The sequence below is a fragment of the Collinsella tanakaei genome (assembly GCF_021531055.1).
Classification (GTDB): Bacteria; Actinomycetota; Coriobacteriia; order Coriobacteriales; family Coriobacteriaceae; genus Collinsella; species Collinsella tanakaei_B.
The window spans coordinates 1-25,846 of record NZ_JADYTL010000010.1 but is presented as its reverse complement, the minus strand read 5'-3'; the positions used below and the strand labels follow the sequence as shown (position 1 = coordinate 25,846).

Annotated in this window: 20 protein-coding genes; 11 read left to right on the top strand and 9 right to left on the bottom strand. The window is 66.9% G+C overall.

The genetic code is table 11. The features are described 5' to 3' along the window. Positions 1–15: 15 nt before the first annotated feature. The 4 genes from I6E04_RS09200 to I6E04_RS09185 all read right to left on the bottom strand — a co-directional run bounded on the left by I6E04_RS09200 (position 16) and on the right by I6E04_RS09185 (position 5,352). Positions 16–2,121: a DUF6020 family protein gene (locus I6E04_RS09200; protein WP_235422898.1), complete on the bottom strand. Its 2,106-nt coding sequence runs from the start codon at positions 2,119–2,121 to the stop codon at positions 16–18. 110 nt (positions 2,122–2,231) lie between these two features. After that, positions 2,232–3,050: a prolipoprotein diacylglyceryl transferase gene (gene lgt, locus I6E04_RS09195; protein WP_235422897.1), complete on the bottom strand. Its 819-nt coding sequence runs from the start codon at positions 3,048–3,050 to the stop codon at positions 2,232–2,234. A 147-nt stretch (positions 3,051–3,197) separates the two neighbouring features. Beyond that, on the bottom strand, positions 3,198–3,479 hold the full coding sequence (locus I6E04_RS09190; RefSeq protein WP_235422896.1) for a NifU family protein: 282 nt from the start codon (positions 3,477–3,479) through the stop codon (positions 3,198–3,200). Between the two features lie 172 nt (positions 3,480–3,651). Beyond that, the gene (locus I6E04_RS09185) at positions 3,652–5,352 is read right to left on the bottom strand and encodes an OPT/YSL family transporter (RefSeq protein ID WP_235422895.1); all 1,701 of its coding nucleotides are present in this window, start codon (positions 5,350–5,352) and stop codon (positions 3,652–3,654) included. A gap of 140 nt (positions 5,353–5,492) precedes the next feature. On the opposite strand from I6E04_RS09185, the gene I6E04_RS09180 reads away from it, so the two are divergent. Then, complete coding sequence (locus I6E04_RS09180) at positions 5,493–6,278, top strand: type III pantothenate kinase (RefSeq protein WP_235422894.1); 786 nt, start codon at positions 5,493–5,495, stop codon at positions 6,276–6,278. A 68-nt stretch (positions 6,279–6,346) separates the two neighbouring features. On the opposite strand, the gene I6E04_RS09175 is transcribed toward I6E04_RS09180, so the two are convergent. Together I6E04_RS09175 and I6E04_RS09170 are read right to left on the bottom strand one after the other, a co-directional pair. Further along, positions 6,347–10,972: an acyl-CoA dehydratase activase-related protein gene (locus I6E04_RS09175; RefSeq protein WP_419179995.1), complete on the bottom strand. Its 4,626-nt coding sequence runs from the start codon at positions 10,970–10,972 to the stop codon at positions 6,347–6,349. Beyond that, positions 10,965–11,663 carry a TetR/AcrR family transcriptional regulator gene (locus tag I6E04_RS09170; protein ID WP_235422893.1) on the bottom strand — a complete coding sequence of 233 codons (699 nt, stop codon included), beginning with the start codon at positions 11,661–11,663 and terminating at the stop codon, positions 10,965–10,967. Before I6E04_RS09170 ends, I6E04_RS09175 begins: the two co-directional genes overlap by 8 nt. Before the next feature lie 224 nt (positions 11,664–11,887). On the opposite strand from I6E04_RS09170, the gene amrA reads away from it, so the two are divergent. Continuing rightward, positions 11,888–13,342 carry an AmmeMemoRadiSam system protein A gene (gene amrA, locus I6E04_RS09165; RefSeq protein ID WP_235422892.1) on the top strand — a complete coding sequence of 485 codons (1,455 nt, stop codon included), beginning with the start codon at positions 11,888–11,890 and terminating at the stop codon, positions 13,340–13,342. 90 nt (positions 13,343–13,432) lie between these two features. Further along, a complete protein-coding gene (gene amrS, locus I6E04_RS09160) occupies positions 13,433–14,296 on the top strand; it encodes an AmmeMemoRadiSam system radical SAM enzyme (RefSeq protein ID WP_235422891.1) in 864 nt (287 codons plus the stop codon). 83 nt (positions 14,297–14,379) lie between these two features. Here amrS and I6E04_RS09155 read toward each other — a convergent pair whose 3' ends face one another. Continuing rightward, positions 14,380–15,225 carry an HAD hydrolase family protein gene (locus I6E04_RS09155; RefSeq protein ID WP_235422890.1) on the bottom strand — a complete coding sequence of 282 codons (846 nt, stop codon included), beginning with the start codon at positions 15,223–15,225 and terminating at the stop codon, positions 14,380–14,382. Between the two features lie 170 nt (positions 15,226–15,395). Then, positions 15,396–16,208, bottom strand: coding sequence for a ZIP family metal transporter (locus I6E04_RS09150; RefSeq protein WP_235422889.1), 813 nt, complete (start codon positions 16,206–16,208; stop codon positions 15,396–15,398). Between the two features lie 327 nt (positions 16,209–16,535). Here I6E04_RS09150 and I6E04_RS09145 point away from each other — a divergent pair, with 327 nt between their 5' ends. Then, positions 16,536–17,450, top strand: a complete 915-nt coding sequence (locus I6E04_RS09145) for a LysR family transcriptional regulator (protein WP_235422888.1) — start codon at positions 16,536–16,538, stop codon at positions 17,448–17,450. 22 nt (positions 17,451–17,472) lie between these two features. Here I6E04_RS09145 and I6E04_RS09140 read toward each other — a convergent pair whose 3' ends face one another. Then, positions 17,473–17,667, bottom strand: coding sequence for a hypothetical protein (locus tag I6E04_RS09140; protein WP_235422887.1), 195 nt, complete (start codon positions 17,665–17,667; stop codon positions 17,473–17,475). A gap of 347 nt (positions 17,668–18,014) precedes the next feature. Between I6E04_RS09140 and I6E04_RS09135 the strand changes: the two genes are divergently transcribed. The 7 genes from I6E04_RS09135 to I6E04_RS09105 all read left to right on the top strand — a co-directional run bounded on the left by I6E04_RS09135 (position 18,015) and on the right by I6E04_RS09105 (position 25,659). Next, complete coding sequence (locus tag I6E04_RS09135; RefSeq protein WP_235422886.1) at positions 18,015–18,935, top strand: DUF3100 domain-containing protein; 921 nt, start codon at positions 18,015–18,017, stop codon at positions 18,933–18,935. Then, positions 18,928–19,386: a hypothetical protein gene (locus I6E04_RS09130; RefSeq protein WP_235422885.1), complete on the top strand. Its 459-nt coding sequence runs from the start codon at positions 18,928–18,930 to the stop codon at positions 19,384–19,386. Before I6E04_RS09135 ends, I6E04_RS09130 begins: the two co-directional genes overlap by 8 nt. A 212-nt stretch (positions 19,387–19,598) precedes the next feature. Continuing rightward, positions 19,599–20,930 carry an amidohydrolase family protein gene (locus I6E04_RS09125; protein ID WP_235422884.1) on the top strand — a complete coding sequence of 444 codons (1,332 nt, stop codon included), beginning with the start codon at positions 19,599–19,601 and terminating at the stop codon, positions 20,928–20,930. 145 nt (positions 20,931–21,075) lie between these two features. Then, entirely contained in the window at positions 21,076–21,864 is a 789-nt protein-coding gene (locus I6E04_RS09120) for a sulfite exporter TauE/SafE family protein (protein ID WP_235422883.1), read from the top strand. A 223-nt stretch (positions 21,865–22,087) separates the two neighbouring features. After that, on the top strand, positions 22,088–23,878 hold the full coding sequence (locus I6E04_RS09115; protein ID WP_235422882.1) for a 1-deoxy-D-xylulose-5-phosphate synthase: 1,791 nt from the start codon (positions 22,088–22,090) through the stop codon (positions 23,876–23,878). A 138-nt stretch (positions 23,879–24,016) separates the two neighbouring features. Next, a complete protein-coding gene (locus I6E04_RS09110) occupies positions 24,017–24,955 on the top strand; it encodes a D-2-hydroxyacid dehydrogenase (RefSeq protein WP_235422881.1) in 939 nt (312 codons plus the stop codon). A gap of 68 nt (positions 24,956–25,023) precedes the next feature. Further along, a complete protein-coding gene (locus tag I6E04_RS09105) occupies positions 25,024–25,659 on the top strand; it encodes a flavodoxin family protein (protein WP_235422880.1) in 636 nt (211 codons plus the stop codon). The last annotated feature ends 187 nt before the right edge of the window (positions 25,660–25,846 follow it).

Sequence of the window (25,846 nt, the reverse complement as noted above, 5' to 3'; positions counted from 1 at the left end):
TCGGGCCGGGAGTCGTCACGCAACGACCCCGGCCTGTTTCCACGCCCCGAGTGCCGCGGTACCGGCAAAGGGCAGCGTGAACATCACCGGATACAGGTAGCGCAGGTAGGTCGACCCGTTACAGGGACCGATGAGGCACACGGCGAGCACCGCGACGAGCGGCAGCAGCAGGGCGCAGGAACGCCAGCGGCGCTCGCGCACCAGATACACGAGCAGCAGCACCAGCAGCCACACATACGGCGCCGACGTCATCGCCAGGGAGAGGACCGGCAGCTGCAGCCATGCCGTCCGGTAGAGGTCGACCGCGTGGCCGAGCGCCTCGGATACCGGCGTGAACCAGCGATGGAAATCGAACTGCGCGCGGTTCTCCTCGCGCGCCATGATCGTATCGCTTGACGCCGCGGTGTACATCCAGGGCGTCCGCTCGCTGGGATAGAAGTAGCCGTAGTAGTTGGCGATCGTCGCCGAGAGGTAGCAGGCCGGGTCGCGGAGCAACTGCGCCGCCCATACGCGTAGGTACGCCGCAAGGTCATCGGATGTCGCGCGCTCGTTGAAGCCGTTTTTGACCGCGTCGGACTTGGTCGGCACATAGCGGGACGCCAGGGTATCGTAGCCGAGCACGCGGTCGATCATCGCGCGTTCCTCCGCGCTCACCGACCCATCCGAAGCGCCGTCCGCGATACCGGCGTTCGCCCCGTCGTGCTTTGCCACGTAGCGCGCCGTCTGCTGGAACGGGATGGAGAGCGCCTCGCGACGGCTGCCCGGCGTGATATGGAGCGCCGGCATGACGACGGCGGTGAGGGCGACCTGCACGGCGAGGGCCACGACCAGCGCGGCGACCGCGCAGCGGGCGACACGGCGGGGCGCCCCCACGGCGATCCCGTCGGTGCGGCGCGCGGCACGAAGACCGATCACGGCGAGCGCCGCGCAGATGACGGCAGGGAATACCACGCCGCCGTTGCGCAGCACCGCCGTTGCCGTGCAGGCGAGGATGAACAGCGCCCCGTCGCGAAGACTCCAGCGCGGTGCACCCACCACGGCACCGGCGCGCGGGAACGTGGCGAGCAGGATAGCCGCCTGCGCCACCATCAGCGCGAAGGCGTCGGCGAACAGCACGTCCTTGGTGGCCAGCACGGCATAGTTGGAAAACAGCGGCACCACGGCGAAGATCACGAGCACAACCGCGCGGGCGCCCGCAGGGGCGCCGAGCCGCCTGAGCGTGGACACCAGATACGCCGCGCAGGCGGCGGTCGCCGCGAACTGCAGGGCCGTGTAGATGAACAGCCCGACGTTCTCGTCGCCGAACACTGCCATGCCGAGCTGCACGCATCCGCCGAGGATCGCGGTGTGCACCACGGGATGGTGGCCGTTGAGCAGCACGTCCGGGTCGAGCAGTTCGAGATACGAACTCGTCCCGCTCGGCAGACCGAACCACTGACGGATCTGGTCGCCCGTGTCGCCCATGAACACCCCGGGGACGCTGGCGACAAGCGCCGGCAGCCACGCGACGATCAGCACGGAAAACGGCACGGCGAACGGATGCCGGTCGAACAGGCGCCACGCGATACGCGCGAGCGTGTCCGCACCCCGCGCGCCCGTATGCTCCCGCCGCCGCCCCGCTCGATCGAACAGCTCGAACAGCACGGTGATCCCGACGATACCGCAGATGCACCAGCCCGCCGCGGCGACAAGCGACTCGATGATGCGGCTCGCACCGCCGAGCACCAACGAGGCGTCACCGGCCACATCGTAGCTTTTCCCCACCACCATGCAGCAGGCGAAACCGAGTGCCGGCAGCAGCACCGAAGGTCTCCGGGCGCTCCGCATGCCGAACACGACGGCGCGGATGGGAAGCGCCGCCAGACCGGCGAGCGCGAGCAAGGCGGGCGCCGATACGCGCCCGGAGCACGAAAGCAGCACCTCGTAGCAGATGTAGAGCGCACCGGTCGCATCGGGGTCGATGCGCCGGATCGCCTCATAGGAGGAAGCCGCGGGATCGAGTGAGGCCGCGATCGCCACGAGCAGCGCCATGGCGCATGCCGCCGCCGTCTGGGCAGGGCGGTAGCGCGCGAACAACAGCTCGCGCACGCAGGGACCTCGGCGGTTGTCGCGTGATGCCATACGGTATCGTCCTTTCGGTCATCCCCCCCCGACACCGACACGTTCACGTCAAGCCATCGGTACCCGCTCGCCGTTCGAGCAGACACCTCACCCGTATATCCCTGTAACCCTCATTCCTCGATATAGGCGCGCTGCGGCCTGTCGGCGCGCTGTGCGTACGCGATCAGGGCGACGCCGATGACCACGAGCGGCAGGCTCAGCAGCTGCCCCATGGTGATGACGCCGCCGAACAGGTAGCCGAGCTGCGCGTCCGGCACGCGCACGAACTCGACGAGGATGCGCGCCACGCCGTACCACGCCACGAACACGCCCATGAACGTCCCTTGGGGCGGGATCGGCGTGCGGCGCGAGAGCACCTGCATGATGCAGAACAGCACGACGCCCTCGAGCAGGGCCTCGTACAGCTGCGAGGGGTGCCGCGCGATGTCTCCCCCGCTCTCGAACACCACGCCCCACGGCAGGTCCGTTGGTTTGCCCCACAGCTCGCCGTTGACGAAGTTCGCGCAGCGGCCCAAAAACAGCGCCGCCGGCGCGCCGATCACCGCGAGGTCGGCGATGGTCCACACCGACAGGCGGTACAGGCGGCACACGAGCGCGCCGCCCACGATACCGCCGACAAGGCCGCCGTGGAAGCTCATGCCGCCGTGGTTGAGCGCGAAGATCTCCAGCGGGTTCTCGAGATAGTAGCCCGCCCCGTAGAAGACGACGTAGAACAGGCGCGCCCCGACGATGAGACCGAGCACGACACCGGTGACGACCGTCACGAGGTCCTCGAGCGACACGCCGAGCTTCCAGCGACGCTGGGTGCGGTACATGACGATCGCCGTGAGGATCGAGCCGACGATATAGGCCAGGCCGTACCAGTAGATCGTGATCGGCCCCCACGAAAACGCGACGGGATCCAGGCTATGGTAGAGCTCGTTGAGCACGATACCCCCTTCGAGCGGGACGGGACGAACGACGGCGCCCGTGCGAAGCAAAGCGGGTGGGACGCCGCATCTCGTATTCGGTCCCTATACAGACGATGCGGCCACGGTGAGGTGGCCGCATCGCGCACAGGTCGTTTGACGCCGCGATTAGAACGGGGCGTACTCGTCGTACAGGTCGGACATGTCGCCGCCCATCTCGTTGACGGCCACGACGCTCGTGACGCCGGGCACGTGCTCCTTCAGGATGCGCTCGATACCCATGGAGAGCGTGAGCTGGCTCATGGGGCAGCCGGCGCAGTGACCGGTGAGCTCGAGGGAGACGACGCCGTTCTCGTCGACGCCGTGATACTCCATATCGCCGCCGTCGGCCTGCAGGTTCGGGCGGATCTCCTCGAGGACGGCAAGCAGCAGCTTCTCGTTGACAGCCACAGGGGGCTCCTTTCCTATGCGATCGTGCGGGCGGGCGCGACCGGCCCGCAGGTATCCGTTATGGTACTACAAGCTGATACCCACCTGAAGCCGCGACAATCCCCCGAACGAAGACAACGGGAAATCGCTGTCGTTCGCACGGAACGATCGACGATCCCGAGCGGATCCCGCATCAGCCCGCAAGACCGGACGCCACGGTCGCGAAGGCCACGATGACACCCACGATGGACTCGCCGCCGAGCACGCCCGAGGCGACGACCACGCCCGCCTCCTCCGAAGCCTCCGCATCCGTTCCGCGGACGGCGCAGACGCGGTCGTAGGCCGAGCGGACCACGGCGCCGAGCACGGTCGAGATGGACATGTAAAACGGCAGGTACACGCCGAGGCCGAGCATCATCGAGGGAATGCCCGCCACGTAGAGCACCGCGCCGGCGAGCAGCCCGATCGCGAAGCCCGGCACGCTCGGGATACCCGACACCATCGTGGCGACGACGTTGGCCTGGGCGGACACGAACAGCGCGTCCGTGCCGAACGCCTCGGGTCCGTAGGCCGTCACGAGCGCGACCATGACTGCCACGGCGACGAACGTTCCCAGCACCGCGCCGATCGCCTGGCCGAACCACATGGAACGCGGACTCGTGCCGATGATCTGGCCGGTCTTGAAATCGCTCATGACGTCTCCCGCAAGACCGCACGCCACCGCGATGATGCCCGCGACGAAGAACAGCTGCACCTGCGTTGCCTCGGAGAACGCCGCCACGAACAGCAACACGATGAGGCCGAAGATCTCCATGGGGTCGATGCCCGACTGACCGACGGACTGCGCGCTCATGATGGCCGTCACGAAGGCGAGCAGCACCACGACGACGGCGACCACGGGGCCGAGGTCGAGGACGAAGCACACGATGAGCGCCGCGGCCGCGGCCATGAGCGCGAGCACGCCGGCGTCGTAGCGCGAGATGAAGCGGGAAACGAAGCCCTGCGGTGCGTCCTGGTGCGCTTCCGGCTCACCGGCCGACGCGCCGCCGTGGGCGACCGTCTTGATGCGCGCGCGCCGCAGCACCGGCAGCGCGATGTCGCGGATCACCACGCCCGCGCCGGACCCCATCATGAGCCCCATGCCGAGGCTGCTCACGATGCCCTGCGCCGTTTCCGTATCCCACAGGCCGATGGCGTCGCCGCCGACCACGATGCCGAACCAGCCGAGCACGGCGCCGAGCGCCCAGTAGACGATGGAGCGGCGACCGGCCAAAAAGCCCACGGCCCAGCGCATCGGCGAGTTCTGGATGCCGAAGGCCACGCCCGGCACCGGCAGCTGCAGCACGAGCGAGGGCATAAGGGCGAACACGTCGCGCGCCACGCACCACAGGCCGGCGATCGCCATGGAGCCGAAGAGCTTGCGCCCGGTGGAGCCGCCGTCACGGCTGGCGAGCAGCGTCTCGGCCGCGGCGGTGCCGATGGGGTACTCGAGGTCGGACTCCTCGACGAAGTGCCGCTGGATGAGCGCGGTGCACACGAGGCCGAGCAACGTGCCGGCGAGCGCCACCGCGAGCATCTCGCCCCAGCCCACCTGATCGGTCATGCCGAGCATCCAGATGCCGGGGATGGTGAAGGCCAAACCGCCCGCGACCATGGAACCGGCGGACATGATGACCTGGGTGATATTCGCTTCGTTGAGGCTCGTCTTGCCCACTGCGCGCAACAGGACGAGTGCGGTGATGGAGGTGAAGATGGTCGGCCACGGCAGGGAGCCCATCTTGAGGGCGGTGTAGACCGACGACGCCGTGATGATGACGCAGCCGACGCAACCGATCAGAATGCCGGCCGCCGACAGCTGCCCGCGCAGACCCGCGCGGTCGCTCGTAGAGCTCATGTTGTTCTCCCTCGTATATCCGCTTCCCCTCGAACCGGGAAGTCGGGTTACGGAACGGACGCGTGAGATTATACAATGCCCACGAGCCTCGGGGCACCATGTAGAATTACCCCAGGGGTTATTTTACAGAGGAGGACGATATGGAGCGGGTTCTGACCGTCGACGTGGGGAACACCACCACGCGCTTCGGGCTGTTCACCGCCGACGACGGCGACGCGCCCGAGCTGCTGGGCTCATGCGAGTTCACGACCCAGCAGCCGCTCACCTGCGACGAGGCGCGCATCCAGGTGCGCCAGGCGCTCGCACTGCTCGACGCCCGCGACATCGACGGCGCCATCCTCTCGTGCGTGGTCCCCTCGCTGACCGACACCTGGCGCCAAGCGCTCGCCGCCCTTTGCGACAGGCGGCCGCTCGTGGTGGGGCCGGGTCTCAAGACCGGCGTCCAGATGCGCTACGACGACCCATCCGAGGTGGGGCCGGACCGCATCGCCGACGTGGTCGCCGCACGGACCGCCTACGGCGCGCCGGCGGTCGTGGTCGACCTGGGCACCACGACCAACTTCGAGATCATCGACGACCGCGGAGCGTTCGCCGGCGGCATCATCGCGCCGGGCGTCGCGCTCGGCGCCCGCTCGCTCGCCGCGGCGGCCGCGCGCCTGCCCATCATCGAACTGCGCGCGCCGGCGCGCGTCATCGGCCGCAACACCCGCGCCGCCATGCAGTCGGGCGTGGTCTTCGGCGAGGTCGCGCGCATCGACGGCCTGCTCGACGCCGCGATCGCCGAGGCCGGGCTCGCCGATCCCACCGTCATCGTGACCGGCAAGGGCGCCGCGACCATCGCCGCGCTGCTGCGCCACGACGCAGCCGTGGACGACACCCTCACGCTGCGCGGCCTCGCCCTGCTGTGGGCGGCGAACCGGAAATAGCGGGAAAATGGGGACTGTCCCTATTTTCCCGCCCTGCCGGATACGAACTGGGAAAAAGGGGACTGTCCCTATTTTCCCATCAGACGGTCGGCGACGGCTGCCACGGCCTCCTCGCTTACCGCGCCGCAGGCGGTGCAGGACCCCGAGGCGCCCTCGTCCTCGTCGTGATGCGGACGGAACTTGGAATCCACGGCGTCCATCTCGAGCGGTTTGATATGCTCCATCGTGAAGCCCTTGCCCGCGCGCATGTTCTCCTTGGCGACCGAGATCATGAGCTTGATACGGTTCAGCTGGTTCACCTCCGAAGCACCCGGGTCGTAGTCGACGGCCACGATGTTGCTCTCGGGATGCAGGCGGCGTAGCTCCTTGATCACGGCCTTGCCCACCACGTGGTTGGGCAGGCAGGCGAACGGCTGCGTGCAGATGATGTTGGGCGCGCCGTGATCGATGAGGTCGAGCATCTCGGCGGTGAGCAACCAGCCCTCGCCCATGTTGTTGCACAGCGACAGAACCGTGTTGGCCTTCTCGGCCATAACGGAGATGGGCTCGGGGCGCTCGAAGCGCACGGACTTCTCCAGCAGGTCGTCGACCGGCTTGCGCATCCAGTCGACCGCCGCGATCGCCGCGTCCATCGCGGCACGCGATGCCGCGGAGCTGCCGAGCTCGTCCTTCTGCACCTTGGCGTTGCTCATCGAGTACAGGAAGAAGTCGAGCAGACCCGGGACCACGGCCTCGCAGCCCTCGTGCTCGATGACCTCGACCACATGGTTGTTCGCGGTGGGATGGAACTTGACGAGGATCTCGCCGACCACGCCCACGCGCGGCTTGGAGCCCTCGCCGACGAGCGGCATGGTGTCGAAGGCGTGGATGGCCTCGCGCGACAGCTTGGTGAAGCTGCGGCGCGTGAACTTGGGCGCGAGCTTGCGGGCGCGCGCCATGTACTCCTCGAACAGCGCGTTCGCGGCGCCCGGCGTAGCCTCGTAGGGGCGGCAGCGATAGAGCATCTGCATCATCACGTCGCCGAACAGCACGCAGTACACGGCGGCCTTGAGCAGGCCGGGCGACAGCTTGAAGCCGGGGTTGGACTCGTCGAGCTTGACGGCGGCCAGACTGATCACGGGGATCTCGGGGTGACCGGACTCGCGCAGCGCCTTGCGGATGAGCGCGATGTAGTTGGTGGCGCGGCAGCCGCCACCGGTCTGGGAGATGATGACCGCGGTCTTGGACAGGTCGTAGCGGCCGCTCTCGATGGCCTCCATGATCTGGCCGGTCACGAGAATCGACGGGTAGCAGATGTCGTTGTTCACGTAGCGCAGGCCGGCCTCGACGGCGCCGCGATCGGTGGAGGGCAACAGCTCGAAGTTGTAGCCGCCCGCCTTCATGACCTCCTTCACCAGGTCGAAGTGGATCGGCGCCATCTGCGGGCACAGGATAGTGTAGCCCGCATCGCGCATCTCCTCGGTGAAGGGCACCTTCTCGAACGCAGCGGAGTTAGCGCGGCGCTGCGCGGACAGCGCGTACTTGTGCGTGGCGAACGCCGGGGCATCGCCACTCGGCGTCACGGGCGCGGCGTCACCGGGCTCGTAGGCCTCACCGGCGGCAGCGGCCGCGGCGGCGCGCTCGGCCTCCTGGTCCTTGAGGGCGGCCATGAGCGAGCGGACGCGGATGCGCGCCGCGCCGAGGTTCGACACCTCGTCGATCTTGAGCACGGTGTAGATCTTGCCGGACCCCTCGAGGATCTCCTGGACCTGGTCGGTGGTGAGGGCGTCCAGACCGCAGCCGAAGGAGTTCAGCTGGATCAGGTCGAGATCGTTGCGCAGCGTCACGAGCTTGGCCGCACGGTACAGGCGGCTGTGGAACATCCACTGGTCCACGACGCGGATCGGGCGGTCGGGCTTCACGAGGTGCGCCACCGAGTCCTCGGTGAGCACCGCGAACCCGAAGCTCGAGATGAGCTCGGGCAGGGCGTGGTTGATCTCGGGGTCGTTGTGGTAGGGGCGCCCGGCGAGCACGATGCCGTGGCCGCCGTGCTCCTCGATCCAGGCGATGGTCTCCTCGCCCATGGTCTGGATCTGCTCGTGGAAGGCGGCGTCGGCCTCGTAGGCGGCGTTCACCGCGGCGTCGATCTCGGAGCGGGTGATCTTGGGCCCGCGCACGCGACCGCGCCCGGCCTCGGCGTCGGCCACACGATCGACGGCGATGAGCTGGTACAGGCGGCGTTTGAGCTCGATCTTATCGTGGTATGGCACGAACGGGTACATGAACTCGACGTCGTTGGCGGCGATGTCGTCGATGTTCAGACCGAGCGCCGTGGGATAGCTCATGACGATCGGGCAGTTGTAGCAGTTGCCCGCGGCCTCGTCCTCCTTGCGCTCCCAGCGGATGCAGGGCATCCAGATGAAGTCGACGTCCTTGTCGATGAGGTTCATGATGTGGCCGTGGGAGAGCTTGGCCGGGTAGCACACCGACTCCGACGGCATGGACTCGATGCCCGCCTCGTAGACCTTCTTGCTCGAGTTGTCCGACAGCACCACGCGGAAGCCCAGCTTGGTGAAGAACGTGTGCCAGAACGGGTAGTTCTCGTACATGTTAAGCGCACGGGGGATGCCCACCGTGCCGCGCGGGGCGTCGGCCTCGTCGAGCACGGGGCGGTCGAACAACAGCTCGTTTTTGCGGGCGAACAGGTTGGGGGCCTCGGTCTTGGTCTTCTTGTGGCCCGCGCCCTTCTCGCAGCGGTTGCCGGTGATAAAGCGACGGCCGCCGCCGAAGTCGTTGATGGTGAGCTGGCAGTTGTTGGAGCAGCGGCCGCAGCGGGCGTGCTTCTGCGTGACGGTGAGCGTCGCGATCTCGTCGGCCGTGAGAATGGTCGAGACACCCGCCTCGCCCGCGCGGTCGCGCGCGAGCAGGGCCGCACCGTAGGCGCCCATGCAGCCGGCGATGTCGGGGCGGATGGCGTCGACGCCGGTGAGCTGCTCGAAGGCGCGCAGGGTGGCGTCGGACATGAAGGTGCCGCCCTGGACGATGACCTTGGTGCCGATCTCCTTGGGATCGCGCAGCTTGATGACCTTGAACAGGGCGTTCTTGATGACGGAGTAGGACAGGCCGGCGGCGATGTCGCCCACCGTCGCGCCCTCCTTCTGCGCCTGCTTGACGCGGGAGTTCATGAACACCGTGCAGCGGCTGCCCAGATCGACCGGGTTCTTGGCGCGGATGGCCTCCTCGGCGAAGGCGCGCACGTCCATGTTCATGGACACCGCGAAACTCTCGATGAAGCTACCGCAGCCCGAGGAGCACGCCTCGTTGAGCATGATGTGCTCGATGACGCCGTCGCGCACGCGCAGGCACTTCATGTCCTGGCCGCCGATGTCCAGGATGAACTCGACGCCGGGCAGGAAGGCCTTGGCGCCGCGCAGGTGCGCCACGGTCTCGATCTCGCCCGAGTCCGCCTTGAGCGCCTCGATGAGCAGTGCCTCGCCGTAACCGGTCGTGGTCACGTGCCCGATGGTGCAGCCCGCGGGGATGTGCGCGTAGAAGTCGGCCATGATCGTCTTGGCCGTGCCGAGGATATCGCCGTTGTTGTTGCCGTACCAGGTGTGCAGCAGCTGGCCGTCCTCGCCGACCATAGCCGCCTTCATCGTGGTGGAGCCGGCGTCGATGCCGATGAACACGCGACCGCCGGCATAGCTCGCAAGATCGCCCTTGGGCACGACCTCGCGGTCGTGGCGGTCCTTGAAGGCGCGGTAGGCCTCGTCGTCGGCGAACAGCGGGTCCAGGCGCGCGACCTCGGAGCCCTGCGTGTCGCCGAGCGCGTCGATGGCCGCGATGAGCTCGGGGAACGTGGAGAGCTTGTCGGACTCGCGGGCCATGGCGGCGCCGCTCGCCACGAACAGGTGGGCGTTCTCGGGCACGATGCGGTGCGCCTCGTCGAGCTCGAGCGTGATGTAGAAGCGATGACGCAGCTCGGAGAGGTACTGCAGCGGGCCGCCGAGGAAGGCGACGTTGCCGCGGATGGGGCGGCCGCACGCGAGGCCGGAGATGGTCTGCGTGACGACGGCCTGGAAGATGGAGGCCGCGACGTCCTCGGGACGGGCGCCCTCGTTCAGCAGCGGCTGGACGTCGGTCTTGGCGAACACGCCGCAGCGGCTGGCGATCGGGTAGATGGTGGTGGCGCCCTTCGCGAGCTCGTTCAGGCCGGAGGCGTCGGTGTGCAAAAGCGTGGCCATCTGGTCGATGAACGCGCCCGTGCCGCCGGCGCACGTGCCGTTCATGCGCTGTTCGATACCCTGATCGAAGTAGATGATCTTGGCGTCCTCGCCGCCGAGCTCGATGGCGACGTCGGTGGCGGGGATGAGGGTCTCCACCGCGCGCTTGCTCGCGATGACCTCCTGCACGAACTCGAGGCCGAGCCACTGCGAGAGCAAAAGGCCGCCCGAACCGGTGATGGCGCAGGTCATGGGCGTGTCGCCGAGCAGACCGACCGCGCCGGCGAACAGGTCGCGCGCGCAGGCGCGCACGTCGGTATGGTGGCGCTGGTACTTGGCGTAGACGATGCCGTTGTCGTCGTTCAGCACGGCGAGCTTGACCGTGGTGGATCCCACGTCGATGCCCAGATGCAGCGTCCCGTAGACGTTGTCCGGGTTCCAGATGGCCCCCTCGGGCACCGCGGTGCCGTCCATCTTGCTGTCCTCACTCATGGGTGCGTCCTTTCCGTTCCTCAAGCTGCAGATTCAAGAGTTTCATGCCGTATGCGGGCACGTTGATGTCGATGGGTTTGCCGTACAGGTCGCCCGGGCGCACGAAGGCGATGACCGTCATGATGCGCGCCATGGTCTCGGGGCTCTCGCGCAGGCCGTTTTCGAACCAGCGCTGCACCACGCCCACCTCGGCGGTGACGACGTAGCTCAGGTAGTAATCGAAGAACGCGCCGAGCGCCCCCGGGAAGATGCCGGTCTGCATGCGGTCGGCCACCGTGGCGCGCGCGAGGTCGATGAGTTTCTTGATGAAAGCGGGATCGCCGCCCGGGCCGAGCAGCGAACCGATGAGCTCGCTGTTGTCGCGCAGGTAGCACAGCAGCTCAACCGAGCCGGGCGCCGGCTCGAGCTCGTCGATGTTGCGGTAGAGCTCCGGCAGCGTCGCCGAGCCGATGCGCTCGATGCGGCTGCGGATCTCGTGCAGCAACGCCGTCTCGACCTGCTCGACGAAATCGGGGATGTCCTTGTAGTGCGTGTAGAACGTGCGCCGCGTGAGGCCCGCGCGGTCGGTGAGCGACGCCACCGTGATGCGCGAGAGGTCCTCGCCCTCGCCGAGCTGCTCGGTCAGCGCGCCGATGAGCGCATGTTGCGAGCGGCGCGAGCGGCGGTCGCACCTGTAGTCGGCCTGAGCCATGCAGTCCTTCCGGTTGCAATTTCACTCTGTGTGCATTATTGCACACCGTGTGCATGAATATACCGCGGGCACCCGCCGGCACCGTCTCTGCACAAGCGACAAGATGGGGCCGGGTTCAAACTTGTCACCCTTTGGCCGACACCGTGTCGTCTACAACGAACACGTCCCCAAATAACCCATTTTGGGAATACTGGGAATATGCCTTCGCATAGGGAGATGATCGCATGTCCATCCTCGCCGCCTTCGCCGTTCCGCATCCGCCGCTGATCGTGCCCGGCGTGGGAGGTGGTCGCGAGGCGGGCATCCAGGCCACCATCGACGCCTACCGCGAGGTCGCCCGTCGCATCGCCGATCTCGCGCCCGAGACCATCGTGATCTCGAGCCCGCATGCGACGTGCTATCTCGACTACCTCCACATCTCGGGCGGCGAGGGCGCGCGCGGGACGTTCTCCCAGTTCGGCGATCGCGCCGATGGGAGCCGTGTGCACTACGACCGCGAATTCGTCGACACCCTCTGCCGGATGGCGGACGAGCAAGGTCTTCCCGCGGGAACGGCCGGAGAGCGCGTCCCCGACCTCGATTGGGGCGTGCTCGTCCCGCTGCATTTCGTGCAGGAGGAATATGAGCGCCGCCGCGCCGCAGGAGACGAGCCGGGAGCCTACCACATTGTGCGCATCGGCATATCCGGGCTCTCCCCGCTCGACCACTATCGCCTGGGCAAGCTGGTGCAACGCGCCGCCGACGACCTCGACCGTCGCTGCGTCTATATCGCCTCGGGCGACCTGTCGCATAAGCTCGCCGAGGACGGGCCGTACGGCTTCGCGGCGGACGGCCCCGTGTTCGACGGCTACGTGTGCGACGCGTTCGCAGCCGGCGATTTTCTCGCCCTGCTCACCGCCGATCCGGGCATGTGCGAGCGCGCCGCCGAATGCGGCCTGCGTTCGTTCCAGATCATGGCGGGCACACTCGACCGCACGGCGGTGTGCGCCGAGCTGCTCTCGCATGAGGGGCCCTTCGGCGTGGGGTACGGCATCGCCGCGTTCACGCCCGCAGGCGCCGTCGGATCCGACGGATCGCGCGCGATCGACGAGCGGTACACGGCGTGGCGCGCCGAGGATATGGCGCGGCGCAAGGCGGCGGAAAGCCCGTGGGTACGGCTCGCGCGCTTCGCCCTCGAGTCCTACGTGCGCGAGGGGCGGCGCATCGATCCGGCGCACGACCTGCCTGACGACTTGGCCGCATCCCTTCCCGACGAGCTGTTCTCCACCGCGGCCGGCGCGTTCGTCTCGCTCAAGAAGAACGGCCAGCTGCGCGGATGCATCGGGACCATCATGCCCACGCGGGACACGCTCGCCGCCGAGATCTGCGCGAACGCCGTCTCGGCGGGCTGCCGCGACCCGCGCTTCGATGCGGTCGATGCCGACGAGCTGGACGAGCTCGTCTACGACGTCGATGTCCTGTCGGCGCCCGAGCCCATCGACGGGCCCCACGAGCTCGACCCCACGCGCTACGGCGTGATCGTGAGCGCGAGCCGCGGGCGGCGCGGGCTGCTGCTCCCCGACCTCGACGGCGTGGACACCGTCGACGAGCAGCTGCGCATCGCGGCGCGCAAGGGCGGCATCAATCTGGATGAACCCAGCGTCACGCTCGAACGCTTCACCGTCACCCGCCATCTGTAACGGAAACAGTGGGAAAAAGGTGCCTGTCCCCATTTTCCCACGCGGGAAAATGGGGACAGGCACCTTTTTCCCATCGGCTTTGGAGGCATCATGAGCACGACCTGCACCGCGTGCCCGCGGCATTGCCGGCTAGCGCCCGGGCAGCTCGGATTCTGCCGAGCGCGTAGGGCGCGCGACGGGGTCGTCGTCGCAGAGAACTACGGCCGCGTGACCTCGCTTGCCCTCGATCCCATCGAAAAGAAGCCGCTCGCGCGCTTCATGCCGGGCACCTTCGTGGTGTCGGTCGGCAGCTACGGCTGCAACCTGCGTTGCCCGTTTTGCCAGAACGCCGACATCTCGCATGCGGGCGAAGCGGATATCCCGTGGCGGGACGTCTCGCCTGAGGAGCTGGTGGGCCTCACGATCGATGCGCGCGCACGCGATAAGCGCGTCACGGGCATCGCCTACACCTACAACGAGCCGCTCGTGGGATGGGAATACGTGCGTGACTGCGCCCGTCTCGCCCATGAGCACGGCCTCGTGAACGTGCTCGTGTCCAACGGCTGCGCCGAGGCGCACGTCCTCGACGAGCTCGCCGGCCTCATCGACGCGGCGAACATCGACCTCAAAGGCTTCACGGACGCGTTCTACGACACCTGCGGCGGCGCGCCGGGTGCACTCGAGCGCGTCAAGGGAACCATCGCGCACCTGGCGGCAGACCCCGCCTGCCACCTGGAGGTCACCACGCTCATCGTGCCCGGCATGAACGACACGGACGACGAGATCGATGCGGCGGCGCGCTGGCTCGCCTCACGTGACGAAGGGCGTGGGCGCGAGAGCATCACCTACCACATCACACGGTTCTTCCCGCGCTGGCACATGACCGACCGCGGGCCGACGCCCGTGGAAACCGTGTACCACTTGGCAGACGTCGCCCGGCGCCATTTGGAGCACGTCTATACCGGCAACTGCTAGGTGACAAGATCGGACCTGGCACCATCTTGTCGCCACGACAACGGGAACCACCAACCGACAAGATTGAACCTGGCACCATCTTGTCACAAGGAGTTGCGACGCCGCTGTTTGCGGACGGTGGCGACCATGTGGCGCGGGACCGCGTGGAAGGCGCAGCGGCCGATCGTGTGGCGGGCGGCGCGCTTGGAGGCGGCGCTGCCGTTTGAGGTCGCGTACGAATGCTCGAAGCGCTCGAGCATGGCGATATCGTTGCCACCGTCGCCGTAGACCGCCACCTCGTCCTCGCGAACGCCGAGATGCCGAGCCAGCCACGCGATCGACGCGCCCTTGTTCACCGCCGGATCGGTCATCTCGAACATCACCGGCGAGAAGGGGGCGTTCACCACCAGATCCGCATGCTCGGTAAGAAACGCCTTGAGCTCGGCGGCGAGCCCCGCATCGGCAACGCGGCAGTTGACCTTGAGCACCTCACGATCGAGCAGGTCGGAAAGCGGCGTCTCGAAGGAGATTGACTGCTGGAACACCTGGCGCATGCCACGCATGGCGATTTGGCGCCACCAAGGATCGGAGGCGAATCCGGCCGTGCGCATCTCGGCGGTGCCGGTCGCAAAGGTCCCCTCGAGCGCGATGCAGTCGAAGCAGATGCCGGGAAAGGCGGGGATCAGCAGCTCAAGCAGCTCGGGACGGACCGGAAAGGTCTTGAGCACCCCGGTGCGGTCCGCGACGATGGCACCGTTCGCCCCGCAGACCTCGACCGGCAGGTCGCCGAAGCCCAAGTCGGAGCCGGACAGCAGAGTCCGCCCGGTCGCAAGCACCACGTGCGCTCCGGCATCGGTCACCTCGCGGATGGCGGAGACGATCGTGCGGTCGACCTTGTGGAACGCGTTGAGCAGCGTCCCGTCGAGGTCGCTGGCGAACAGCTTGATCACGAATACCTTCCAATCAATGGGAAAAAAGTGCCTGTCCCCATTTTCCCACAACGGAGACGACTTGCTGAGATGCCCGAGATCGCCCCGAAAGAGGAGGGAGCACGCCTGATGAGCGGCGACCGACCGAATGAGGGGCGAGGTCGGGCATCTCGGCAAGTCGCGGGGACGGTTCAACCCAACGCGACGTCGAGCACCATCATGATCACGAATCCCGCGATGACCCCGAACGTTCCCACATTGGAATGCTCGCCCAGATGAGCCTCGGGGATGAGTTCCTCGACCACCACGTAGATCATCGCGCCGGCGGCAAACGACAGCAGCCACGGCATGAACGGCTGGATCCAGCCGGACACGAGCACGACCAGGATGCCGAAGATAGGCTCCACGATACCCGACAGACTACCCATGGCAAACGCCCGCCGACGGGAAAGCCCCTCGCGGGCGAGCGGCAGCGAGACCGCCGCGCCTTCGGGGAAGTTCTGCAGACCGATGCCCACGGCGAGCGCGACGGCCATGCCTAGGTAAGCATCGCCCGCCGCGCCGGCGTTTTGCGCCGCCATCGCGAACAGCAAGCCCACGCTCATGCCCTCCGGGATATTGTGCAGGGTCACGGCTGACACGAGCAGCGTCGTGCGCTTCCAGCCGCTCGGCATACCCTCGGGCTCGTCCGCCCCGGCGTGCAGATGCGGCAGCAGCGAATCGAGCAGCACCAGAAAGGCGACGCCGAGCAAAAAGCCGCCCGCCGCCGGGACCCACCCGACCTGTCCGAGCTCCTCGGCCTGCTCGATGGCGGGATTGAGCAGCGACCACACCGACGCGGCGATCATCACGCCGGCGGCGAATCCCAAAAAGATATGGTGCATGAGCTTGCGCTCGCTGCGGAAGAAGAACACCACGGCCGACCCGGCGCTCGTCATGAACCACGTGAACCCGCATCCGGCGGCAGCCCACACGAGCGCACGCATCATCTCGGCATCGATCATACCGACCTCCTTCGATATCCATCGCACACCGCGAACGCCTCCCATACGCACAGGGCGGCGCCGCGGATCCGTATCGGCAACATGCCAAGATGGTACCCACCGGGCGGTGAGTCCGATACATATCGACGCATATCGCCGCCGATTCCGCACGCCCGGCACGCGCAGGCTTTTGACCTGCTCTTTTCCACCCCCTTACCGGCGGGCGACCCACTTCTACGTGTGGTTGAATACCCACAAAACAGCTAGCCGAACAGCATGCGTTCATCATATTGTGACTATGTATGACCAGACGGATAATCCGTCGCACATTCGAAACGCACGGTGATCATGGATATACGACAGATTCGATACTTCGTGTTCGCATTGGAGGGCGGATCGCTTTCCGCTGCGGCGAAGCGTCAGTTCGTGACGGTGCAGGCCGTCTCCAAGGCCATCTCCGAGCTCGAAAGCGAGCTCGGCGCCCGCTTGCTCGTCCGTGGCAACCGCGGCGTCAAGCCCACGGCGATCGGTCAGGGTTTCTACGATCACGCGCGCAAGGCGCTCGCCGCCTTTGACGAGCTCGATGACTTCGCCCGCTGCTTCCCCACGGACAAAGACCCCGATACCATGCTCGTCGCCCTGTGCTCCCCCGAGTTCGCCAACCGCCAGAGCTTCATCACCAACCTCGAGAAGTTCACGAGCACGCACCTCAAGATGAAGGTGAGCATCATCGTGACCGGCGGCCGCGAGGCCATCGAGGCGCTCCGCCGTGGAGAGATCGACGTCGCTTGCACGCTCGGCGAGTACACGAGCCCCGACACCGACATGTTCAAGATCGGCAGCCTGCCCACCGGTATCGCCGTCGCCAAGACGAACCCCTTGGCGCGCAAGGGGTTCGTGACGCTCGAGGACATGCGCCCCTATCCGGTGGTCTGGTCCGAGACCTACGACGAGTTCAACCGCTCCATCCACGTGATGTACCGCAAGCGCGGCCTCAAGTCGCCCAGGGCCATGTTCACGCCCGAGACGACCGAAGCCGAGATCGATGCCTTCTTCACCGAACATAACGGCATCGCCTTCGCCGCCTACCTGCCGTTCTCACAGATCGTGCAGGACTACATGACGCTCGTGAGTATCGACCCCGCGCAGACGGTCAAGATCCCTTTGTGCCTCATCACCCTCAAGTCGCACAAGACCGACGCCTACCTCAAGTTCGAGCGCAGCGCCGGCTTCATGTTCCGCGGGGGCGGCTTCCTCAAATAACGCGCAATAGCGTCTGCCGTTTTCACATGCTCATCTGGGAGAGTCCCTGGTCTGCCAAAAACGACATCGACCAAAGATATGCCATGGACGGCACCGCGGCGTCACGCTCCTCGCGACGCTCGTCACGACGAGGCGCGAGAAGCTCGATTCCCCTCGGCTGCCAGGCGGGTTGCGCATCCACTACGGCAACGTCGCCAGTCTGTCGGATATATCCCATGATGATCGCCTCCGCAATCCTTGAATCCGATGGGCACACGATGCGCTCGAGCGTATCGTGCCACGGCGACGTGGGGCGCAACGCGCTCGACGCCGAAATTCATCACATGGAAAAGAAGACGTAGCACGTTTGTCATCTGCTGGAAACAATAAAAGAACACCTCTGCGATCCGCCCTGCGGGTGAAGAACGTCAGACGTTTTTTCACACCGACGCAAATGGGTTGAACGGAACACGTCCCCACCCAACCCCCAACCAACCTCGCTGATGCATGCTTATGACCTGCGCGTTCAAGCGGCTAAACAGTCGCGCCGCGCGCAGCAGGCATACGATTTGGGGAGGAAGACCCGTGGCTGACAACGCCAAACCGCAAGCTTCCGCGTACGCGTACATCTCGCTTGCCGAGCGCATCCGCGCCGAATGGAAGATCTACATCGTCGCCCTCGTATTCGCCGTGGTGGCGAGTGCGATCGGACAGATCGCCGTGCCGGTGGGACCGGGACAGCTTATCTTGTTCCCCATCTTCTACTCGCTCATCTTGGGCATCCTATCCGGCCCGAGCGTCGCCAAGATCTTCAAGTCGCGCGAGGTCAAAGCGGCGTCCAAACTCGTGATCGTGGCGATCTGCCCGTTCATCGCCAAGCTCGGCATCAACGCCGGCGCTGCGCTCGACACGGTTGTGTCGGCGGGTCCCGCCCTGTTCAGCCATGCCGCGGGCGACATCCTCACCATCGTGATCGCCCTGCCCGTGGCGCTCGCGCTCGGCCTCAAGCGCGAGGCGATCGGCGCCGCGAGTTCCATCAACCGCGAGACCAACCTCGCCGTCACCACCGACGTCTTCGGCGCCGAGAGCCCCGAGGCACGCGGCAGCCTGTCCATCTACGTGGTGGGCGGCATGCTCGGCACTATCTACTTCGGCCTGATGGCGAGCATCGTGGCCGCCTTCAACATCTTCCACCCGCTCGCGCTCGGCCTTGCCGCCGGCGTGGGTGCCGGCATCATGATGGCCGCCGCCGTGGGGTCGCTGTCGGTGATCTATCCCGGCCAAGCCGACCAGATCACCGCACTCGCGAGCGCGTCGCAGACCATCGCCGGCATCGACGGCGTATACCTGGCGATGTTCGTCGCCCTGCCCTTCACCGGTTGGCTGTACAAGAAGCTCGAGCCGCGCTTCGCCGCATGGCGCCACGAGCCGTCCGAGGTCCTCGGACAGGCCGGCTCCGGTGACGCCGCCGCAAACGTGCAGGCCAAGGAAAAGGACGGTGAGTAGCATGATGCGCTCGATCGAATGGGGCTTTTTGTTCGTGCTCTCCGGTATCGGCATCGCCCTTGCCAACTTCGTGGGCTTCCAGGTGGGCATCGCCGAGAGCCTGCCGGGTATCTGCGTGGTCATCGTGCTGTTGCTGCTGGGCATGGCATGCACCAAGCTCATCCCGCTCAAGCTCCCCATCGTGGCGTACGTGTCGGTGCTCGGCCTGCTGGTCGCCTGCCCGATCTCGCCGATCCGCGACTTCGTGATCTCGTCGGTCGCGGTCATCGACCTCACCGCGCCGCTCGCACTCGTGGGCGCGTTCGCCGGTATCGGCGTCGCCGACCAGCTCGGATTCTTTGCCAAGCAGGGCTGGAAGATGGTCGTGGTCGGCATCGTCTTCATGACGGGCTCGTTCGTGCTCACCGCCGTCATCTCGCAGCTGCTGCTCGGCCTCACCGGCGCGATTTAGGCTGACATGCGGGGATGGAGGATATCCCTCAATGCTCAGACAGTCCTCTTCGCGACGGAGGCGCCGCTGGCGCCTCCTGCTCATGCGGAACTGCACTTGAGGGATATCCTCCATCCTCGGTAGCCAATCTGATCGCGCCGGGGAGGACGAGCTGCCGCTGCGACGGCGTCGATCACGCCTTCGCTGCTTAGGTTTTAGTTGGAGGGTTTTCCATGGTTGATATCGTTATCGAAAATGTGAGCGTACTTATGCCGCATGCCGAGGGTGTTGCGCGTCATCGGACCGTCGGTATCGCCGAGGGCAAGATCGCCTTTGTGCGCGACGCGGACGCCGAGGCGGATGCCGTGCTCGAGGCCGCCACGCGCATCGACGGCACGCACAAGCTCGTCATGCCGGGCCTGGTCGATTGCCACACGCACACCGGCCAGCAGCTGCTGCGCGGCCGCGTGCTCGACGAGCTGCCCATGATCTGGACGCGCATCATGCTGCCGTTCGAGTCCACGCTCACCCCGGAGCTCATGCGCCTGTCGGCAAAGCTCTCGGCCCTCGAGATGATCAAGAACGGCACCGCGGCGTTCGCGGATGCCGGGTCGTACTTCATGGATGAGGCGGCGACGGTCTACGAGCAGGCGGGCCTGCGCGGCGTACTATCCGTATCGACCATGGACCAGCCCGGTCTACCCGCATCCATCGCCATGACCTGCGATGAGGCCGTCGCGGCGGCCGATGGCCTCTACGATCGCTGGAACGGCGCAGCCGAGGGCCGCCTGCATGTCGCCTACGCCCTGCGCGCGCTCATGAGCTGCTCCGAGGAGCTTATCCGCAAGACCGCCGACCACGCCAACGAGCGCGGCGCCCTGCTGCAGGCGCACATGAACGAGTACGCCGCCGAGGTCAACTACAGCCTGCAAAACCAGGGTGTCCGTCCCTTCGAGTACCTGGAGCGCCTGGGAAACGTGCTCTCCGAGCGCTTCCTGGGCGCCCACTGCCTCATGCTTTCCGAGGTCGAGAAGAACATCCTCGTGGAGCGCGGCGTCAAGGTGTGCCACTGCCCGTTCTCCAATTGCGCCAAGGCCACGCCCGAGACCCCGAGCCTGCGCAGCCGCGGCGTGGTCGAGGGCCTAGGCTCAGACGGTGCCGCCCACGGCGGTCTGTCACTATGGGCCGAGATGCGCCTGTTCCGCTCGATCATGAACGTCGAGCACGGCGTGCCCATCGCCGACCCCGCTGTCATGCCGGCGCGCGCCATCGTCAACATGGCGACCGAGAACGGCTACGTGTTCTTGGGCGAGCCGGATGCCGGCCGCATCGAGCCGGGTGCCGTCGCCGACCTCATCACCGTCGACTTGCGCAACGCCGGTATGTACCCGTCCGGCAACGTGGTCAACACCCTCGTGGAATGCACGACCGGCTCGGACGTGCGCGACATGGTGGTCGACGGACGCCTGATCATGGCCGACCGCCGCGTGCTCACCCTGGACGAGGACGCCATCCTCGCCGAGGCTGACGAGTACCAGGCCTACCTGGACGACCTGAACGCGTAACGGGACCGCACGCGTCTCCCGTCGACCCCACGCGTCCCCGCCGGGATCCGCCTCGGTGGGGACGCGCCCTGCCTTGCAGCTCACCCAAAAACGGGTTGAACGGAACACGTCCCCAGCCAACCCATCTCATGAAAAGAAGCCCTTTATGACCCTGTTCCTTGTCACCCTCATGAACGCGCTCGTCGGCGCCTGCATCGGCCTGACCGGCATCGCCGGCTTCCTGCTGCCGATGTTCTACGCAGGCTTTCTCGGCCTGACGCCCATCGAGAGCCTCGCGCTGTCGTTTGCCGCCTTCATCGTGTCGGGCATCCTGGGCTGCCCCGCCTACCGCAAGACCGGCGATCTGCCGCTGCGCGCCAGCGCGAGCCTGCTCGCCGGAAGCCTGATCGGTGCGGTCGCGGGCACGCGCGTGGGGCTCATCTTGCCGCCCGCGGTCCTCGCGGTCATCCTATACCTGGTTGTGCTGGCAAGCGGCACCTCGGTGCTCATCCGCATACGGGCTGACGCCGCGCGCTCGGACACCGCCGCAGACGCCAGCTCCGACCCGAAGGCCGCCGGTCGACCCTCCCCCGTCGTCCTGTTCGTCATCGGCGCAGTCACCGCCGTCGTGTGCGCGGAGTCGGGAGCCGGTGGGCCGGTGCTCGTGGTGCCCGTGCTCATGCTGTTCGGGATCCCCGCGCGCCAGGCCGTCGCCATGGCACTCATCGACTCGGTCGCCGTGGGCATCCCAGCCGCAATCGGCTACTTTGCCGGCGGCTCCATCGGCGCCGAGGTGTGGACGCTGCTGCCCGCTGCCCTGATCGCCCACGGAGCAGGCGTCCTCGCAGGCGCCGCCAACGCGCACCGCATCGACGCGTCCACGCTCAAGACGATCGTCGCCGGTGGCTCCATCCTCATCGCCCTCATCAAGCTGGCCCAGCTCATCGTAGGCTAGCCGGGGCGCTCGGACGGTCGGCTGCACGCTCACGTAATCAACACGAGGGCGACAGCGCTACGTTTACCGTCGTTCACCGGCGCGGATGACGATTCCGACCACCGACGACGTCGCGACACTCACACAGATGCCACGCATCCCACGGGAAAGTGTGAGACACTGGATTGGTTACGCAAGCGCGTTCGATGCAAGCCGAGCGGACATCGAAGGGAGGGGCGCGCAGATGTATCTTTCGCATATCGCATCACCGGCCGATATCAAGCATCTCGATCGCGACGCTCTCCCCGACCTGTGCCGGGAGATCCGCCAGGCGCTGCTCGAGTCGTCCGCGAGCGTGGGCGGCCACATCGCCCCCAACCTCGGCGTCATCGAACTCACCGTCGCCTTGCACCGGGTGTTCGACTCCCCGCATGACAAGATCGTCTTCGACGTCTCGCACCAGATCTACGCGCACAAGGCGCTGACCGGCCGCGCGCAGAGCTTCATCGATCCGGCGCATTACCACGACGCCTCGGGCTTCGCCAACCCGCTCGAATCCGAGCACGACCTGTTCGCCATGGGCCACACGTCCACCTCCATCGGTCTGGGCGTCGGCCTCGCGCATGCGCGCGACCTCATGGGCGCGAGCTACGACGTCGTCTCCGTGATCGGCGACGGGTCGCTTTCGGGCGGCCTCGCGTTCGAGGGGCTCGACAACGCCGCGGAGCTGGACGGCGGCCTGATCATCGTCATCAACGACAACAACCAGTCCATCGCCGAGAACCACGGCGGCCTGTACCGCAACCTCGCCGAGCTGCGCGCCACGCAGGGCCGCGCCGCGAACAACTTCTTTTGCGCCCTCGGGCTCGACTACCGCTACCTCGAGGCGGGCAACGACGTGCTCGCCCTGGTGGACGCCCTCACCGAGCTGCGCGGCTGCGAGCATCCGGTCGTGCTCCACGTGCATACCGTCAAGGGCATGGGATTCGCGCCCGCCGAGGCCGACCCCGAGGCCTGGCACCACGTGGGCCCCTTCGATATCGAGACCGGCGCCAAGTCGGCCGCTCACAGACCCGCGCACGTCGACTACGCCGAGCTCACCGCCACCCACCTGATCCCCCGCATGGAGCGCGACCGCTCCATCGTCGCCGTGAACGCCGCGACCCCCTATATCATGGGCTTCACGCCCGAACGCCGGGCCGCCGCGGGTCCGCAATTCGTGGACGTGGGCATCGCGGAGGAACACGCCGTCACGTACGCGACCGCACTCGCCGCGGCGGGCGCCAAGCCGGTGCTCGGCCTGTACGGCACGTTTTTGCAGCGCGCCTACGACGAGTTGTGGCACGACCTGTGCCTCAATGCCGCACCCGCCACGATCCTCGTCTACGGTTCGTCCGTGTACGGCAACACCGACCAGACGCATCTGGGCTTTTTCGACATCGCCATGCTCGGCGACATGCCCGGCCTGCGCTACCTCGCCCCCACCGGCGCCGAGGAGTACCTCGCCATGCTCGACTGGTCGCTCGGCCAGCGCGAGATGCCCGTCGCGATCCGCGTGCCGGTCGCCGCGGCCGAGGCCGCCGGCATGCCCGAGGGCGCCGACCTCGCCGCACCCCGCACGGTGATGCGCGACTACGCATCCGCCTCCTACCAGGTGGTGCGCGAGGGCTCCGACGTCGTGATCTTGGCGCTCGGCGATTTCTTCGGAAAGGGCATGCTGCTCGCCGACGAGCTCGAACGCCGCGTCGGCATCCGCGCCACGCTCGTGAACCCGCGCTTCATCAACGAGCTCGACCGCGACCTGCTCGACGAGCTCGCATGCACGCATCGGCTCATCGTGACCCTCGAGGACGGTGTGCTCGAGGGCGGCTGGGGCGAGAAGGTCGCGCGCTATCTGGGACCGTGCGACGTGCGCGTGCGCTGCCACGGCGTGCACGCCGGATTCCCGGATCGCTACGATCCCGAGGCGCTCCTCGCGCGCAACGGCATGACGATCGAGGCCATGGCCGCCGACACGCTGGAGCTGCTCGGCTGATCGCCGCTATCTGCGCGGGCGCGCCGGACGATCGATGGGCTTCGGACCATATCGGACGCCTTGTTCCGAGCGCTATACTGATACGGCGCGCACGGCACGCGGCGCGCGATCATCTGCACCGATCCGAACGGAGACCCCATGAACGTCCTGGTCCTTCTTCCCTTCCACGACGGACAGCGCGCAACCCTCGAAGCGGGCGCGCCGGATGCCGAGTTCGTCTACACCACCAAGGCCGACGTGACCGACGAGCAGATCGAGGCCGCGGACGCCATCATCGGCAGCCTGGCGCCCGACCGTCTGCCGGCGGCACGCAACCTCAAGCTTTTGCAGCTCAACTCCGCGGGCTACGACAACTACGTCAACCCCGCGGGAACGGTGCCCGCCGACGTCAAGCTCACCTGCGCCGTCGGCGCCTACGGCCAGGCCGTGTCCGAGCATATGTTCGCCATGCTGCTCGCGCTTATGAAGCGCTTGATCGGCTATCGCGACGACCAGCGCGCGCACGAATGGACCGACCGCGGTCCGGTCACCACGCTTGCGAACACGCGCGTGCTCGTGCTGGGCGCAGGCGACATCGGCGCGCATTTCGCGCGGCTTTGCTCGGCCATGGGGGCGCACGTATGCGGTCTGCGTCGCCACGTGGGCGAGGTACCCGAGGGCTTCGAGGCCATGCGCACGATGGACGAGCTGTTCGACCTGCTGCCCGACGCCGACGTCGTCGTGTCGTTCCTGCCGAGTTCGGATGCGACGCGCCGCCTGGCGGACAAGAAGTTCTTCGATGCGTGCAAGCAGGGCTGCTACTTCGTCAACGGCGGCCGCGGTGACCTCGTCGTACAGGACGACCTGATCGCCGCGCTCGAGAGCACCAAGCTCGCCGGCGCCGCCATCGATGTGACCACGCCCGAGCCCCTGCCCGCCGACAGCCCGCTGTGGGACGCGCCCAACCTGTTCATCACCCCGCATGTGGCCGGACAGTTCCACCTGTACACCGTGCTCGACAACATCGCCGCGATCGCCGCGGAGAACCTGCGTCATCTGGCTGCCGGCGAGCCCCTGCGCAACGAGGTCGCGCATTAAGCCGCTGCCGGCATGAACGAACTTTCCCGCCGGCAGCGGCCGCGGAAAGCACATGAGGAGGGATCGACATGAAGGTCATGCTCGTCAACGGCAGCCCGCGCAAGGCCGGCTGCACCGACCGCGCGCTGCGTGAGGTCGCGCGTACGCTCGAGGACGACGGCATCGAGGCCGAGATCTTCTGGATCGGCGCCAAACCCGTGGGCGGATGCGTCGCATGCGGTGGGTGCTCAACCACAGGCGCCTGCGTGTTCGACGACGTGGTAAACGAGTTCCGTATCAAGGCCGCCGAGGCGGACGGCTTCGTGTTCGGCGCGCCGGTGCACTACGCGCACGCCGCGGGTTCGCTGCTCGCGTTCATGGATCGCCTGTTCTACGCCAACGGACGCGCAGGCCAGCCCAACGTGTTCGCCTACAAGCCGGCGGCGGCCGCGGCGAGCGCCCGCCGCGCGGGCACCACCGCCGCGCTCGATGACATCCAGAAGTTCTTTACCATCTCGCAGATGCCCATCGTGAGCTCGCGCTACTGGAACAACGTCCACGGCAACAGCGCCGAGCAGGTGGAACAGGACGAAGAGGGCCTGTGGACCATGCGCCAGCTCGGGCGCAACATGGCCTGGATGCTCAAGTGCATCGAGGCGGGGCGTGCCGCCGGAATCGAGCTGCCCGAACAGGAAGCCGGCACCTGGACGAATTTCGTACGCTGACCCGCGCGGTAAGTCCGTTTTGGACGCTTGCGCGGCAGCAGACCCGTCGGACGAGCGCCCGAAACCGTTCGTTCCGGCGGGCGGTTACAAAAACGGGCACTTTCTAGTTGAATTCCCGCGTTTGCACGCGTATGCAAACGGCGGCGCCGCATTGCGGCGCCGCCGTTTATTGTTTTGTATGTAGTTC

Bases quoted from the DNA above. Each gene is read 5' to 3' on its own strand.
- I6E04_RS09200 (WP_235422898.1), bottom strand. From the start codon at position 2,121: ATGGCATCACGCGACAACCGCCGAGGTCCCTGCGTGCGCGAGCTGTTG.
- I6E04_RS09185 (WP_235422895.1), bottom strand. From the start codon at position 5,352: ATGAGCTCTACGAGCGACCGCGCGGGTCTGCGCGGGCAGCTGTCGGCG.
- I6E04_RS09180 (WP_235422894.1), top strand. From the start codon at position 5,493: ATGGAGCGGGTTCTGACCGTCGACGTGGGGAACACCACCACGCGCTTC.
- I6E04_RS09175 (WP_419179995.1), bottom strand. From the start codon at position 10,972: ATGAGTGAGGACAGCAAGATGGACGGCACCGCGGTGCCCGAGGGGGCC.
- I6E04_RS09170 (WP_235422893.1), bottom strand. From the start codon at position 11,663: ATGGCTCAGGCCGACTACAGGTGCGACCGCCGCTCGCGCCGCTCGCAA.
- amrA (WP_235422892.1), top strand. From the start codon at position 11,888: ATGTCCATCCTCGCCGCCTTCGCCGTTCCGCATCCGCCGCTGATCGTG.
- amrS (WP_235422891.1), top strand. From the start codon at position 13,433: ATGAGCACGACCTGCACCGCGTGCCCGCGGCATTGCCGGCTAGCGCCC.
- I6E04_RS09150 (WP_235422889.1), bottom strand. From the start codon at position 16,208: ATGATCGATGCCGAGATGATGCGTGCGCTCGTGTGGGCTGCCGCCGGA.
- I6E04_RS09145 (WP_235422888.1), top strand. From the start codon at position 16,536: ATGGATATACGACAGATTCGATACTTCGTGTTCGCATTGGAGGGCGGA.
- I6E04_RS09140 (WP_235422887.1), bottom strand. From the start codon at position 17,667: ATGGGATATATCCGACAGACTGGCGACGTTGCCGTAGTGGATGCGCAA.
- I6E04_RS09125 (WP_235422884.1), top strand. From the start codon at position 19,599: ATGGTTGATATCGTTATCGAAAATGTGAGCGTACTTATGCCGCATGCC.
- I6E04_RS09120 (WP_235422883.1), top strand. From the start codon at position 21,076: ATGACCCTGTTCCTTGTCACCCTCATGAACGCGCTCGTCGGCGCCTGC.
- I6E04_RS09115 (WP_235422882.1), top strand. From the start codon at position 22,088: ATGTATCTTTCGCATATCGCATCACCGGCCGATATCAAGCATCTCGAT.
- I6E04_RS09110 (WP_235422881.1), top strand. From the start codon at position 24,017: ATGAACGTCCTGGTCCTTCTTCCCTTCCACGACGGACAGCGCGCAACC.
- I6E04_RS09105 (WP_235422880.1), top strand. From the start codon at position 25,024: ATGAAGGTCATGCTCGTCAACGGCAGCCCGCGCAAGGCCGGCTGCACC.